Annotated in this window: 12 protein-coding genes; 4 read left to right on the top strand and 8 right to left on the bottom strand. The window is 36.2% G+C overall.

The features are described 5' to 3' along the window. The first annotated feature begins 17 nt into the window (after positions 1-17). Positions 18-671 (top strand): TrmH family RNA methyltransferase, encoded by a 654-nt coding sequence (locus tag ACGK9U_RS05845; protein WP_394465431.1) that lies wholly within the window; start codon positions 18-20, stop codon positions 669-671. A 32-nt stretch (positions 672-703) separates the two neighbouring features. On the opposite strand, the gene ACGK9U_RS05840 is transcribed toward ACGK9U_RS05845, so the two are convergent. The 3 genes from ACGK9U_RS05840 to ACGK9U_RS05830 all read right to left on the bottom strand — a co-directional run bounded on the left by ACGK9U_RS05840 (position 704) and on the right by ACGK9U_RS05830 (position 4,494). Then, entirely contained in the window at positions 704-1,477 is a 774-nt protein-coding gene (locus tag ACGK9U_RS05840; RefSeq protein WP_394465430.1) for a carboxypeptidase-like regulatory domain-containing protein, read from the bottom strand. Between the two features lie 105 nt (positions 1,478-1,582). Then, a complete protein-coding gene (locus tag ACGK9U_RS05835) occupies positions 1,583-3,454 on the bottom strand; it encodes a DEAD/DEAH box helicase (protein ID WP_394465429.1) in 1,872 nt (623 codons plus the stop codon). A 158-nt stretch (positions 3,455-3,612) separates the two neighbouring features. Next, positions 3,613-4,494 (bottom strand): LysR family transcriptional regulator, encoded by an 882-nt coding sequence (locus ACGK9U_RS05830; protein ID WP_394465428.1) that lies wholly within the window; start codon positions 4,492-4,494, stop codon positions 3,613-3,615. A 101-nt stretch (positions 4,495-4,595) separates the two neighbouring features. On the opposite strand from ACGK9U_RS05830, the gene hutH reads away from it, so the two are divergent. Genes hutH through hutI form a run of 3 tightly spaced genes read left to right on the top strand, consistent with a single transcriptional unit; the run spans position 4,596 to position 9,325 of the window. Then, a complete protein-coding gene (gene hutH / locus ACGK9U_RS05825; RefSeq protein ID WP_394465427.1) occupies positions 4,596-6,086 on the top strand; it encodes a histidine ammonia-lyase in 1,491 nt (496 codons plus the stop codon). A gap of 6 nt (positions 6,087-6,092) precedes the next feature. Continuing rightward, on the top strand, positions 6,093-8,090 hold the full coding sequence (locus tag ACGK9U_RS05820; RefSeq protein ID WP_394465426.1) for a urocanate hydratase: 1,998 nt from the start codon (positions 6,093-6,095) through the stop codon (positions 8,088-8,090). Beyond that, complete coding sequence (gene hutI, locus ACGK9U_RS05815) at positions 8,090-9,325, top strand: imidazolonepropionase (RefSeq protein WP_394465425.1); 1,236 nt, start codon at positions 8,090-8,092, stop codon at positions 9,323-9,325. Before ACGK9U_RS05820 ends, hutI begins: the two co-directional genes overlap by 1 nt. Positions 9,326-9,635: 310 nt before the next feature. Here hutI and ACGK9U_RS05810 read toward each other — a convergent pair whose 3' ends face one another. From ACGK9U_RS05810 to ACGK9U_RS05790, 5 genes are all read right to left on the bottom strand, one after another. Then, entirely contained in the window at positions 9,636-11,222 is a 1,587-nt protein-coding gene (locus ACGK9U_RS05810) for a solute:sodium symporter family transporter (RefSeq protein WP_394465424.1), read from the bottom strand. 127 nt (positions 11,223-11,349) lie between these two features. Continuing rightward, positions 11,350-12,765 (bottom strand): T9SS type A sorting domain-containing protein, encoded by a 1,416-nt coding sequence (locus tag ACGK9U_RS05805; RefSeq protein WP_394465423.1) that lies wholly within the window; start codon positions 12,763-12,765, stop codon positions 11,350-11,352. A 20-nt stretch (positions 12,766-12,785) separates the two neighbouring features. Continuing rightward, positions 12,786-14,210, bottom strand: a complete 1,425-nt coding sequence (locus tag ACGK9U_RS05800; RefSeq protein WP_394465422.1) for a cellulase family glycosylhydrolase — start codon at positions 14,208-14,210, stop codon at positions 12,786-12,788. Between the two features lie 24 nt (positions 14,211-14,234). Next, positions 14,235-14,576, bottom strand: a complete 342-nt coding sequence (locus ACGK9U_RS05795; RefSeq protein WP_394465421.1) for a hypothetical protein — start codon at positions 14,574-14,576, stop codon at positions 14,235-14,237. Positions 14,577-14,775: 199 nt separating this feature from the next. Then, positions 14,776-15,591 carry a sugar phosphate isomerase/epimerase family protein gene (locus tag ACGK9U_RS05790; protein WP_394465420.1) on the bottom strand — a complete coding sequence of 272 codons (816 nt, stop codon included), beginning with the start codon at positions 15,589-15,591 and terminating at the stop codon, positions 14,776-14,778. Positions 15,592-15,608: the final 17 nt, after the last annotated feature.

The raw sequence follows: 15,608 nt of genomic DNA, 5'->3' as shown, positions 1-15,608 counted from the left end.
CGAAATTTAATAGAATTATGGCCGACCTAAAACTCCTAGAACATTTAGAAACTTTTTTAACCGAAGCACGCAAAGAGAAATTTGAAAACGTATTGGCGCAACGCACTAAACATTTTACGGTTGCTACTGAAGATGTGTATCAATTACATAACACCAGTGCGGTAATAAGAAGTTGTGATGTGTTTGGTATACAGGAAGTTAATATTGTTGAAGAACGCAACTCCAAACGTATTGATAGGGAAATTGCCATGGGTGCACAAAAGTGGGTAGATATAAACCGCTTTCACACAGTCAAAGATTGTATTAGTCATTTAAGGAAAAATGGTTACCAAATAGTTGCCACAACACCACATGCCAATGATTGCGAATTGCACGCATTTGATGTTACCAAAAAATCTTGTTTTTTCTTTGGGAGGGAAATTGAAGGTCTATCGGAAGAGGTTTTAAAAGAAGCCGATTGCTATTTAAAAATACCGATGGTTGGTTTTACCGAAAGTTTGAATATTTCGGTTAGTGCTGCTATTATTTTACAACATGTTACCACAAAACTGAAACAAACTGCTATTGACTGGAAACTAACGGAAACTGAGCTTATTGAAAAACGTTTTGATTGGATAAAAAAAACGATTAAGAGTTATGATGATATTGTTTCGAGGTATTATGCAGAATAAAAAAAGAGGAAGCAAACGCTTCCTCTTTTTACTTAAATTTTATTTCCTCTACTTCGGTTTAATACCTTGTATTCCTCATAACATTCGCTTATGGCATCTAGTATTTGAAGATCGTTAGCGGTTTGTATAAATCCTTTGGAGTAATTGCATTGTCTAACAATTTCATCTAAATCAACCCGGTCTACTTGCAGTAAAGCCATAAGCATTTCCCTATCAAAACGAGAAGCCAAAAGGTTTCTGATTTCGTCGTCCTCCTTCATCTTTTTCAACTTACGCATTTCGTTTGGGTTTTTACCAAACATGCGATGCAGAAAATCGGCAGGATTGAATATAGAACCAATAATTTTTGTAATGGTTGATGATTTTCCTGCTTCATAGCCGCTAGGCAAACCAGAAATACTATAACGGTAATTGTTGTTAATCGTAGGCACTTGTTTGATGTCTACTTCTAAATACCCCGTTAATTTTAATTGATTTACAACCACTTCTTCCAGCGCCAATGCCAATTCGGTAAGTTCAATTTTAGAACTGCCAAATTTTAACCAGTCGTTGGTAACACGTACTTTTATAGATTTAAACCCTAAATAGGATAAGTGTAGCGTATCATTAGCTTTAGCAACAATTTGAAAACTTCCTTCGCTATTGGTTGCCGTTCCTTTAACCTGATTCAGATTTACAATATTTACATTTTCTAGCGGTTCGCCGTTTGATGAATTTACTACAACTCCCATAACATTATTTATTTCTTGAGCCATAGCCATGGACGAGATAAATAAACATATAAAAAGGAGTAGGTAATTCTTCATGCAACTCATAGGTTAAGGTAAAATATGGTTATAAAAGTACTAAACAAAACATGAATAATAAATTTATAGGTTTTATTTTGACTTAAAATTAACAAAAGGGTTTAACTAACGTCTAGAGCGTCTTGGTCTTGTAATACCAGAATCACTTGGTTTAGAGTCGCCACCTGAACGTCTTGCAGTCCTGTTTGGTGCCGAACCATTTGATTTGAAATCGCCACCAGAGCGTCTTGGTCTTGACTCATCGCCACCACGTCTGTCGCCTTTAGAACTAGAACGACGTTCGCTACCGCCACGTCTTTCGCTTCGGTTTCCACCATCACGTCTTCCGCCACCACCACGTCGGTCGTTGCGTCTTCCTCCGCCACCGCGGTTTTCAGAAACTTCAACATTAACAAATCGTCCGTTGTGTTTGTAATCAGTAAAGAACGCTAATATTTTATCTTTTAGTTCATTTTCAGTATTGAAGAAAGAGAAACTGTCTTTTACTTCTACTTTAAAAACATCGTCTCTACCAAGTTCTAAAACTTCTTTAAGGAAGTCTTTCAACTGCATCCAATCGAAACCATCTTTACTACCAACATTTATAAAGTAACGCGTAGAATCGGAGCTGCCACCAAAATCACGACCGCCATCTCTATCGCGAATATCGGCATCCGAAATATTTAGGTTTTTCGATTTTTGATAATAGTTGTAGAAACGTGTAAATTCAACCGAGAAGAATTTCTTGATTAATTCATCTTTTGAAGTGTCTTCAAACAATTCATTAATGCTTGCTAAATGCTTATCAATTTCATGGTTGATTTCTGTATTGTGAATTTTATTGGCAAGTGACATTAATTGCACTTCACAAATTTCAGAACCATCTGGAATATCTTTTTTCTCGAAGGCTTTATTAATAATGCGCTCGATGCTTTTTATTTTACGTACTTCACTTTTTGAAACAATAACCATGGAAACACCTGTTTTTCCGGCACGACCTGTACGACCAGAACGGTGTGTGTAGGTTTCAATTTCATCAGGAAGTTGGTAGTTTATTACGTGGGTAATATCGTCTACATCAATACCACGCGCAGCAACATCCGTCGCCACAAGCATTTGTATTTGGTTATTTCTAAACGATTTCATTACCAAATCACGTTGGTTTTGGCTTAAATCGCCATGTAAAGCGCCAGCACTATAGCCATCTTCAATTAATCGTTCGGCAACTTTTTGTGTGTCATTTTTAGTTCTACAGAAAACTACCGAAAAAATATCCGGATTCGCATCTGCCAAACGTTTTAAAGCATCGTAACGGTCTCTAGAATTTACTAAATAGTATTCGTGCGATACCTGACTGGTGCTTTCATTTTTATTTCCAACAGTAATTTCCTGTGGGTTTTCCATGAATTTCTTAGCAATAGTTGCAACCTCTCTTGGCATGGTTGCAGAAAATAACCAAGTGCATTTCTCTTCAGGCGTGTTTGATAAAATATCGGTAATATCTTCATAAAAACCCATGTTTAACATTTCGTCAGCTTCATCTAAAACAGCATATTCTATTTTAGAAATATCAACCAACTTTCTGCTGATCATATCTTTAATTCTACCGGGAGTCGCTACAATAATTTGCGCACCTTTTTTAATATCTCTCGCTTGGTCTGTAATGCTAGAACCACCGTAAACAGCCACCACGTTCAAACCTTTACAATATTTACCGTAAAGTTTCATTTCGTTGGTAATTTGCAAACAAAGTTCTCGGGTTGGCGATAAAATTAAGCCTTGTGTTGTTCTGCTATCCACATTAATTTTGTGAAGCATTGGGAAACCAAAAGCAGCAGTTTTTCCTGTTCCAGTTTGGGCCAAAGCCACTAAATCGGTTTCAGATTCTAATAAAATGGGAATTGCTTTGCTTTGTACTTCACTTGGTTTTGTAAAACCTAAATCGGTAATTGCGTGTAAAAGGTCGTCATTAAGACCTAAATCTTGGAATGTGCTCATTCTGTTGTATAAGTATTCGATTTGTTATGTGGTGTTACATAAGAAGCGAATCGACATACTTAAACCTAAACTTCTAGTAACACATCCTCACTCTGAGGAATTATTTTCAAGCGGCAAAGGTACACATTTATTTGTTATTTCAACTATGTTAAGATTTCCTAATGAATTACTGCTAAAATCTTACCTAAAATGGGATTTTGGTTATCTTTATTCCAAATTAAAGATAAGGTGGTGCGTTGTGGAATTTCATTAAGTTCTATAAATTTTAAGTTCTGGTTTGTTTCTGTTTGAAGTGATTTGGGCACAATGGAAACCCCAAAACCATTTTCAACCAGTTTGTAAATAGACCCTGCATGAATGGTATTGTGTGATACTAAAGGAGAAAATCCATGGTCGTCAAAAATTTCCATAACTTTTTCATAGTAAGAAGCGCTGTATTCGGGGTCGAATAAAATAAAATGATCTGCTTTGCATTGTAACAAGGTCTTAAAATTTGAAGCATCAACAGGATGGTTTTTAGGAAGCACCAAGCAAAAGGGTTCTTTTAAAATGGGTTCAAGTTCCAAGCCCCTTGGCACTTTGTCCAATCTTACAAAACCGATATCCATAGTTTTTGCAAGCAAGCCTTCTATTTGTTTGTTGTTGTCCATTTCCTTTAGACTAAACACTATATTCGGATGGTTTTTTGTGAACTTTAACAGCAACTCAGGTATTATTTTTTGCATGGCAGACCCAACGTAACCAAAGTTTAATAACCCTTCTTTGCCATCTTCCAATAATTTGGCGTGGTGTAAAATGTCATCTAAATTTTTAAGGTTTTTTGCAAGCGCTTCTTTTAAATACAACCCAGCGTGTGTTAATTTTACTTCGCGGTTGTGTCTGTCAAAAAGCTTAACTCCTAAGCTTTCTTCCATTTCCTTAATTTGTCGGCTTAACCCAGGTTGCGAAATAAAAAGCGATTCGGCCGCTTTTCTAAAATGTAAATGTTCGGCAACAGCCAAAAAATATTTTAAATGCCTTAATTCTATTTGATAACTCATAGTTATTAATTGATTAAAATAATAGTCTTATTTAGTATCAAATTTATCAATAAATTTGTATGGAAAGCATTTAATAATCAATTATTTATCAATAAAAAAGAATGTTTGTTTACGGAACAGATCGATTAACGGTAGAAAAGGTGATGGCCATTGCCAAGGGTTCACTTAAAGGTGTTCTGACTGATTATAGCATTTCAAAAATAAACGAATCCAGACGAAAGGTAGAGGTGATGGCTAATTCCAATAAGCCCATTTATGGCATTAATACGGGGTTTGGCCCTTTGTGTGATGTGAAAATTTCTCCAGATGAAACTAGTTTGCTTCAAAAAAACTTATTACTGACCCATGCGGTTGGTGTTGGGAATCCAATTTCGAAAGACTTATCAAAAATCATGATGATTTGCAAAGTGCATGCTTTATGTAAAGGATTTTCAGGTATTCGATTGGAAGTTGTTGAGCGTATTATTTTTTTTATTGAAAACAACTTGATACCGGTAGTTCCGGAACAAGGCTCGGTAGGGGCTTCTGGAGATCTAGCACCTTTATCCCATTTATTTTTGCCATTAATTGGTGAAGGTGAATTTTGGCTTGGTGAAGAAGTGGTTCCAGCGAAAACACTTTTAGAAAAGCACGATTTAAAACCTATTGAATTACAGGCTAAAGAAGGATTAGCCCTTATAAATGGCACACAGTTTATTTTGGCGCATGCCATAACAGGACTTTATAAAATGGCATATTTACTGGATTTAGCCGATGTTGCAGGCGCCATGAGTTTGGAAGGTTACCAAGGAAGTGAATCGCCTTTTAAAGAATTGTTGCACAGCATCCGCCCATTTAAAGGGAATTTAGAAGTGGCAAGACGCATGCGTATGTTGTTTAAGAATTCTAAAAATATAAAGTCGCATAAAAACTGTGCTCGGGTGCAAGACCCTTATTCCATGCGTTGTATTCCACAGGTGCATGGCGCTTCAAGAAATGCGTATTACCATTTAAAAGAACTCACCGATATTGAAATGAATTCGGTAACCGATAACCCCATTGTTTTAAGTGATACGGAAGCTATTTCAGGAGGTAATTTTCATGGACAACCACTGGCCATGGCTTTGGATTATGGTTCCATTGCTGCATCCGAGTTGGGAAATATTTCCGATAGACGATGCTATTTACTCATTGAAGGCAAATATGGATTGCCCCGTTTATTAACTGCAAGCGGTGGCTTAAATTCAGGGTTTATGATTCCGCAATATACCACGGCGGCTTTGGTAAGCGAGAATAAATCGTTGTGTTTTCCGCCATCGGCAGATAGTATTCCCACTTCATTAGGGCAAGAAGACCATGTGTCCATGGGAAGTATTTCTGGGCGTCAATTCAACCAAATATTAGGGAATATTGAAAAAATATTGGCTATCGAATTGATGTATGCTGCACAAGCCATGGAGTTTAGGCGTCCTAATACTTTTTCAGATATTATAGAGAAGAACTTTCGAATTATACGCAGCAAAGTCGCCAAATTGGAAGAAGATCGCTTGCTTAAAAACGATATAGATGCCTTGGTTGCTTTGGTTAAAAATCGTGCATTTATAGTAAATTAGAAGCATATGACATTTAAAGCAAACATATTACAAGGTATTCCAAATAAGTTGCCACCACCATATCGTTTTCCGGATCATGTAAATCGCGCTCCAAAACGAAAGGATGTTTTATCAAAGGAAGAAAAAAAGCTAGCTATAAAAAACGCGCTTAGATATTTTCCTAAAGATTGGCATGAGGTGTTGGCTGTAGAGTTTGCACAGGAACTTCAAGATTTCGGGCGTATTTACATGTATCGTTTTAAGCCAAGCTATAAAATGCATGCACGACCCATTTCAGACTATCCAGCAAAGTCTACGCAGGCAGCTGCCATCATGCTCATGATTCAAAATAATTTAGATCCAGCAGTAGCGCAACATCCCGAGGAATTGATAACTTACGGAGGAAACGGTGCTGTATTTCAAAATTGGGCGCAGTACTTGTTGACCATGCAATATTTAGCACATATGACTGAGGAACAAACCTTACATATGTATTCAGGGCATCCCATGGGATTGTTTCCTTCCTCAAAAAATGCTCCAAGAGTTGTGGTTACTAACGGCATGATGGTTCCCAATTATTCAAAACCAGACGATTGGGAAAAATTCAACGCCTTAGGGGTTACTCAATACGGACAAATGACTGCGGGCTCCTTCATGTATATTGGTCCGCAAGGTATTGTACATGGTACAACCATTACTGTAATGAACGCATTTCGCAAAATTTTAAAACGCGGAGAAAACCCAAATGGCAAGATATTTTTAACCGCTGGTTTGGGAGGCATGAGTGGTGCACAACCCAAAGCAGGAAACATTGCAGGTTGTATTACTATTGCTGCTGAAGTGAATGCAAAAGCAGCAACAAAACGCTACGAACAAGGTTGGGTAGATGTGTTGGTTGATAATTTAAACAATTTAGTAGCTTGTGTTAAAACAGCCCAAGAAAATAAAGATGTAGTTTCAATAGCTTTTATTGGAAACATTGTTGATGTTTGGGAACGTTTTGATGAGGAAAATATTTTCATTCATGTTGGTTCTGATCAAACCTCATTGCATATTCCTTGGACAGGCGGTTATTACCCTGTAGGTGTATCGTATGAAGAATCCAACCGACTAATTCGTGAAGAACCAGATGTTTTTAAAGAAAAAGTTCAGGAGTCTTTAAGAAGACATGCCGAAGTAATAAACAAACATGTGGTAAAAGGCACCTATTTTTTCGATTATGGAAATGCTTTTTTATTAGAAGCTTCAAGAGCTGGAGCCGATGTGATGGCTGATAACAATATCGATTTTAAATACCCATCCTATGTGCAAGATATTTTAGGGCCCATGTGTTTCGATTATGGTTTTGGACCTTTTCGTTGGGTATGTACCTCGGGAAAACCAGAAGATTTAGATAAAACAGATGAAATTGCCATGGAAGTGCTTCAAAAAATCATGAAAAATTCGCCTGAAGAGATTCAACTTCAGATGCAAGATAATATTACATGGATTAGAGATGCGAAGAAAAACAAGATGGTAGTAGGTTCACAAGCACGTATTTTATATGCCGATGCTGAAGGGCGTGCTAAAATAGCCCAAGCCTTCAACAATGCCATTGCAAAAGGTGATATTGGTTCTGTGGTTTTAGGTCGCGATCATCACGATGTTAGCGGCACCGATTCACCCTATCGTGAAACTTCCAATATTTATGATGGCAGTAAATTCACTGCAGACATGGCCATCCATAACGTTATAGGCGATAGCTTTAGGGGTGCCACTTGGGTATCCATCCACAATGGTGGTGGTGTAGGTTGGGGCGAAGTAATCAATGGCGGTTTTGGCATGTTGTTAGATGGTTCCAAAGCAGCCGAAGAACGCTTAAAAAGCATGCTGTTTTTTGATGTGAATAATGGTATTGCTCGCAGAAGTTGGGCAAGAAACGATGAAGCATTGTTTGCTATAAAGCGTGAAATGGAACGGACACCTCATTTAACCGTAACAATTCCTAACTTAGTGGACGACGATTTACTAGAAAACCTATTTTAATGCGAACCTTATTCAAAAATATTAAAGAACTGCTGCAAGTTAGAGACCAAAGCATCGCTTTTGTTTCTGGGGAAGCTATGGGCAAACTTCCCACTATAATAGATGCTTATTTGTTGGTTGAAAATGGCCTGATAAGTGGTTTTGGAACCATGGATGCGTGTCCTAATTTTGAAGTAGATACCATCATCGATGCCACGGGTAAGATGTTATTGCCAACATGGTGCGATTCGCATACCCACATCGTATTTGCCGGAAATAGGGAAAGCGAGTTTGTCGATAAAATAAAAGGACTGTCGTATCAAGAAATCGCCAACAAAGGCGGTGGTATTTTAAATTCAGCCAAAAAGCTCCAAGAAACTTCAGAAGATGACCTTTACGAACAAAGTAAAAAACGTTTGGAAGAAGTTATGGCTTTAGGTACGGGCGCTATAGAAATAAAATCGGGTTACGGCCTAACGCTGGAATCCGAACTAAAAATGCTACGTGTTATCAAACGCTTAAAGGAAAATTACCCATTGCCCATCAAAGCCACTTTTTTAGGTGCACATGCAGTCCCCAGCGAGTTTAAAAACAATAAAGAAGGCTATATCAAATTGCTTATAGAAGACATCTTGCCACAAGTAGCCCAAGCACAATTGGCAACCTATATCGATGTGTTTTGCGAAACAGGTTATTTCTCGGTAGAAGACACCGAACGCATTTTAAATGCAGGAAAACAATACGGACTCCAGCCCAAAATACATGTCAATCAATTTACATCCATAGGTGGTGTGCAGGTAGGCGTAAGGCACAACGCCCTTTCTCTAGACCATTTAGAAGAGATGCGTACCGAAGATATAGAAGCATTAAAAAATACCAAAACCATGCCCGTGGCATTACCGGGGTGTTCGTTCTTTTTAGGCATTCCGTATACCCCAGCACGAAACATGATAGACGACGGTTTGCCATTGGCATTGGCTACCGATTACAACCCCGGTTCGTCGCCATCAGGAAACATGAATTTTGTTCTGGCTACAGCCTGTATAAAAATGAAATTAACCCCCGAAGAAGCCATAAACGCAGCCACCATAAATGCAGCCTACGCTATGGGTTTGGAAAACGAAGTAGGTAGTATAACCGTAGGCAAAAAAGCCAATATCATACTTACCAAGCCAATAAACTCGTATGGTTTTATACCCTACGCCTTTGGTACCAACCACATTGAAACGGTATTTATAGATGGGGTAGCGCTCTAATTTTTTGGGTGTTTTAACACGTTTTACTCATTTATTATATTTTAAATTTTGGAATTCGTGAATATAAATATTTACGCTATATCTTTTTAAAACATCATAGCAAGGAGTAAGTTACGTGGCTATCTGTTTATTGTTTTCAAAGTTTTAAAAGGATACCGCTTCAATCGTTAACGCACACATCTGTCAAGGTCATTGTTGTAAAGTAGTAACGACTATGGCAATCTGTTTAATTTTAGTTTAATTATTTCATTTGTTAAGGCTGCTATTATTAATTCAAATATTGGATACTAAATCATTAAAAAACTATTTGCTAAGAAAAATATATATATATAGTTACAACTATTAATATGATGACTGCACCAATGGTTTTTGCATGTTTCCAAGGTGTAATATCTACATCGTTTGTAAGTTCTAAGCTAAAATCTGTTGCTCTTGGACTTAATTTTCCAATAATTAACATGATGATGATATTCATAACAAATAAAATGGCCATGACATGTAAAAAGTGCGGATAGTTTTCAGTACCAAACACATATGGTTTTAAAATGAATTGGCTTATCATATACAGAATGGCACCAAGAACAATGGCTATATTTGCGGCTTTTGCAGGTACTCGTTTTGTTAAGTAACCAACAACAATAATGGTTAAAATAGGGATACTATAACAACCGTTTACTTCCTGTAAGTATCCAAATAAACCATCTGGTGCATTGGCAATAAAAGGCGCCACAAACATAGATAATAGAGCTAAAAACACTCCAAAAAGTTTACCTGCTTTCACGGTTTCTTTTTCAGAGGCACTTTTATTAATAAATTCTTTGTAAATATCGATACCAAATAGTGTAACCGAACTATTAAGCGCACTATTAAACGAACTTAAAATAGCTCCAAAAAGTACCGCAGCAAAAAAGCCAACTAAAGAAGCAGGTAGCACTTGGGTTACAAGTTTAGGGTATGCTTCGTCTGGATTTGCAAGATTGCCTTGAAATAAATGAAACGCAATAATACCTGGAACAACAACAATAAGTGGACCTAGAATTTTAATAAAAGACGCTATTAATAACCCTTTTTGGCCTTCTTCTAAATTTTTAGCTCCTAATGCACGTTGTATAATAGCTTGATTGGTTCCCCAGTAAAATAATTGGACCAACATCATACCTGTAAAAATGGTTGCAAAAGGAATGGATGAACCTGAATCACCAATAGCATTGAACTTTTCTGGGTTCGAAGTCATCAATGTAGATATGCCTTCCGAAATACTCCCATTACCAATTTCGCGTAAGCCAAAAAAAGGTATTAAAAGACCACCAATTAATAAACCAACGGCATTGATTGTATCAGAAACAGCAACCGCTTTTAAACCACCAAAAATAGCATATATAGAGCCAATAATACCTATGGCAAAAACGGTTATCCATAAGGCTAAGTTTTTTGAAACACCTAACATTTCAGGAACGTTAAACATGGCATTAATAGCTAAGGCTCCTGAGTAAAGTACAATAGGTAATAATACAACTACATACCCAGATAAGAATAAGCCAGATGTTATGGCTTTTGTAGTTTTGTTGTAGCGTTGCTCTAAAAATGTTGGAATGGTAGCAATACCGCCACCCAAATAACGCGGTAATAAAAACAAAGCCGTTACAACCATAGCAATGGCTGCTAAAGTTTCCCAAGCCATAACCAAAATACCTTCTTTGTAGGCTGAACCGTTTAAACCAACTATTTGCTCGGTTGATAGGTTTGTTAAGAGTAGTGAACCCGCAATAACAACGCCGGTTAAGCTTCTACCTCCTAAAAAGTAGCCATCAGAAGTAGACTCGTCAGTTTTTCTAGTTTTAAAATACGAGATTACAGCAACTAGTATTGTAAAGCCTAAAAATGATAAAATTTGCATAATGTTTTAGTTTAGTTTGGTTCTAATATAAAATATAGTTTGAATTTTCTAAGTGGTTTTATAACTATATCACTCAAATAAAAACCTCCAACTAAAAGTTGAAGGTTTTATTACTGTTTAAATAGAATTACTTTATAATTACTTTTTTTACCGTTTTATTGTTATTAGAATCTTCAATACTTATTAAGTAAATGCCAGATGTAAATTTGCTTACATCTAACTGATTACTGTTGATTGTTGTAGTTTCTAATATTTTTTTACCGGTAATACTATATAATGCGACTTTTGAAATACCGTTTTTACCATTAATATTCAAAACATCATTTGCAGGGTTTGGGTAAATAGAAAAAGATGTAGTTTCAAAATCATTTACGCCTAATGCTGGATCAAATACAAAGGCAATATTATCTATAACTATGTTTCCTGATTCTGAAGGTCTGCCTTGATTAGGGTTATCAGCATCGGCAAATCTAATTCTAATCGAATCGGCATTTCCTGTCCAAACAGTTGCATTACTCAATTGTAATCCATAAGTAACAAAATTACCATCACTAGTGGTCATTGTTACAGGTGTTAATGTTTCAGTTGTTCCGCCTTTAATAACAATAGGAGTTATTTGATCGGTAGATGTAGTTTCGTTTTTTAAAGTTACATTTACTTTGTTATAAGTACCTGTTGGGATTGGGAAATCATATAAATTAAATCTTGAAAATTGATTTGCTGTAAGAGCTAAAGTTACCAAACCACCTGCGTGAGATGCTACCGACACTTGAGGGTCTGTAGACCAGCCTTCTAAATCACCATCGGTACTGAATTGAAAATTATAATCAAAACTAGGATCTACAACAAAATTTGCTGTACCTGTTTTGTCTGCATCCATTGTAACACTTGTTGAAGCCCCTCCAGAGATATCGCCACTCCAGCTATCAAATAACCAGTGTGTATTTGCCGTAGCTACAAGATTAACAGAACTAGCTGATGGATAGTATGGTGCTTCAGGGGTTTTTGTAACAGTTCCTCCGCCATTAGTATCTACAGTTAAAAGAAAATTACCTGAAGGCGTCAGCAAATTAACATAAGCATCATCAAAATAAAAGGTACCCCCTGAGGCATCATCACACCAAAGTCTAACATTCGTATTTACACCAGCAGTTAGTGAAATATCTGAAATGGTATAAGATTGCCAAGTGCCATCTAAAAGTAATGGGGCTCCAACTTTTCCAGCACCAGATTGAAATACTTGCCCATGAAAATTAGTTCCATTTGTTCCTTTTACGAAAAGTGTCAATTCATAAGTGTCAGCAGTTATTGAAAGTTGTACTGTAGCCGATTGCGCTCTTGAAGAAGCATTTGCGGCATTAAGTTGTAAAGAACCATTGGCTGTATTTCCATCGTCTGCTTTATGAACTACAGAAGCACCAGAACCGTTAGAACTCCATGTAGAAATATCAGAGTCAAACGTATTGTTCGTAATTACTACGCCACTTTGGGAAAACCCAAATACAGGTAAGATTGTTAACAGTAAAAATGTAAATTTTTTCATGATATTTAGTTTTATATGGTTTAAAAATTTATTAATATTTTTTTGTTTATTATAGTGTTGTCTTCTAAGTTTATTTTTAAAATGTAGATTCCTGGCTTTAAATTCGCCAAATTCAAATGTTGTAAATCAGATTTATAAGAACATACTTCTTTTCCTAGTTCGTTAAATAGTTTTATAGTTCTGATAGGCTTATCTGTTTTAAAAAAAGCAATATTCTTTGCTGGATTTGGATGAATTTTAAAAGACAATTCTGTGGGTTCGTTTTTATATAATCCTAGTAAATCTTCACCTAAAAGAGCGTCTTTTACATCTTCAACCCAAGTTCTGTCAGTTGCTTTATAAATGGTTTTGCCAGCTTTATCACCCGCATCCCAAGCTGTAAATGAAAAACCTAAATCAATGGCTTTTTGCGCTAAATACCGGTGAAACTCTACTCTTGAAGCATTTTCTGGACCGCCGTATGCACCATAGGTTTGTGTATAATAATTAAAACCTCCTTCGTTATCTGCACCAAACTCACCAAAAAACATAGGGATGTTGTTTGTTGTAGACCAATCTTTCACGGCTTGAAAGTTTGTGTCAATTTCAGCTTTGTCTTCAGGTGTTCCCCAATCAAAATCGTTGTGCTCTTGACTTGCAGATGCGGTAAAGGCTCTTGGCCAATAATAATGAAATGTTGCTATTAAATAGGGGTCGTTGTGTAAATAGTTGTTGTTATCGGGGTAGGAAGTCGCCAATTGAAGAGGTGCTTCATAAGAATTTTTCCCTCCACCGTTAACAATAACATTTCGTGTTGGATTGCTGATTCTAGTGATTTCTAAAATCTGCGTATTTATATTGTCCACTTCTGAAGCATTCATAGAAAAGTAGGCTTCATTCATGATTTCAAACAATAAATTTTCCGATTTGTTTTGAAATCTGTTTGAAATCGCGGTCCAAATAGCCTTGAAACGATCAACGGCTGCTTCACGGTCGGCACCAGTTTTGTATTCCGGATTTGGGTTGCCTTGCTTAAACTGTCTATAGCTTTCCCAAAACCAATGGTCGCCATGTACATCTATAATGGCAACTAAACCTTTGTTTATTGCCCAATCTGTTACTTCTTCAATTCTATCCAAATATGAAGTTTCAACTACATAATCATTAATACTGCCTATGTAATTGCCACCAACATCTTTATAGTTTACAGTTTCTAGCTTGGTGGTGTGTTCATCAAATCTAATAGGGATTCTAACGGTTTTGAAACCCACTGCGATAACATCATCAAAATAAGTTTCTTCAACTGCAGGTGCCCAATTGCCTTCAATTGGAGCACTCAAAACATTTCCTAAATTGATGCCTCTACCCATTCTTTCAACCATTTGATGTGGTGTAGCTTGAGACACCCCATTCTGATAAACGAATAAAATAAAAAGAAAATAGACAGGAAATGTTGAGTGTTTCATAATTGCTATTAATTAGGACTGATTTTACTCTTCTTCTTTTTTGCCTTCGCGTCTTGCCTTAACTTGTTCTTTAGTTAAAACCTCTTTATAGATTTTTTGAAAATATTTTTTGTTAATGACTTTGTTGGCGTCTTTGTCGGCACCATTTTTCTTAGCGTCTTTTAATTCTTTTAAACGCTCTAAGTGAATGTTGTAAATTTGGGTTTTTTGTTCTTCTGTTAGCCCTTGTGATTTGTCTCCTGCAACTAGTTCTGAATTTAATTGCTCGACTTTTTCTTTTACAGATTCTTTCATTTTATCAGATTGAGCGAAACCAGAGATTGATAACCCTACAAATAAGATACTTGCTACTATTAATTTTTTCATTGTAATTATATTTAGTTTAATAATTTAAATACAAGTTTGTATTTCGGTTTTGTAAAATTCTAAAATTTATAACTTAAAGGGGTTTGATAATTGTCTGATAAAGTTTGATTATCGTAAATTTGAATTTTTTGTGTGGCTTATAAGGTTGTTTTTATGGTAATTATAACCTTAAGAAAGAAAACCTTGTAAAATAAAATGATTATTTTTTCAAAGGAAATAATTGCTGAAGCCCTTCTAGATTTTGTTGTAGAATAATTTCAGGATCACCACCTTTTACATGGCCTAAAATCCCAAATGGACCAGAATATTTTAAATCCAATAATTGCTGAATCATGTCTTTTTCAAGATTGCCTTCTCCAAGCGTGATGATTTTTGGACCATCCTTTTTCATACCATTCAGGTTAACACACCACAAATAGGGTAGGAGTGTTTTTATATTTTTTGAATAATTTTCTAAATCCTCATGGGCATGATGAAAATTAAAAATAACACCTATGTTTTCATTGGGAAGTGCTTCTGTAATTTTCAATTGGTTTTCTGGTTTCCCGAACCAACCACCATGGTTGTATAAAGCTATTTTACATCCTAAAGATGAAGCTCTTTTTGATAAATAGCTAACCATAGCAACGGTTTGCTCTAGAGATTCTTCTTCAGTTAAATTTTCAAAATAGGTAGGTTCAAAACCAATCCAAATTTGTGTTTTAAGACCTACAGCTTCTAAATTCTCAAAAACAGCTTCACTTTCTGGTTTTAATGCATTGGGTTGGTCTTTTTTAAGATTCACATACAACCAAACCGCGTCAATTTTAATATTGTTCTCTTTTGCCAATTCCCATTCTTGTTGCATGGTTGGAATGTGTTTTGGCCTATTTCCGTAAGCATAACGGTTAAACCCCAAACGTTGCAACATGTCTATGCGTTCTTTCGGAGTTCGTTCTTTTACATCAAAACCAACAATAGACCATGGGATGAGATTGTCTTGTTTAAAAACGTAGGAATTCGATTTTTTTTCCACCTGCTTTAGTTTACAAG

Source organism: Mariniflexile sp. HNIBRBA6329 (assembly GCF_043558645.1).
Classification (GTDB): Bacteria; Bacteroidota; Bacteroidia; order Flavobacteriales; family Flavobacteriaceae; genus Mariniflexile.
This window is presented reverse-complemented; position numbering and strand designations above follow the sequence as displayed.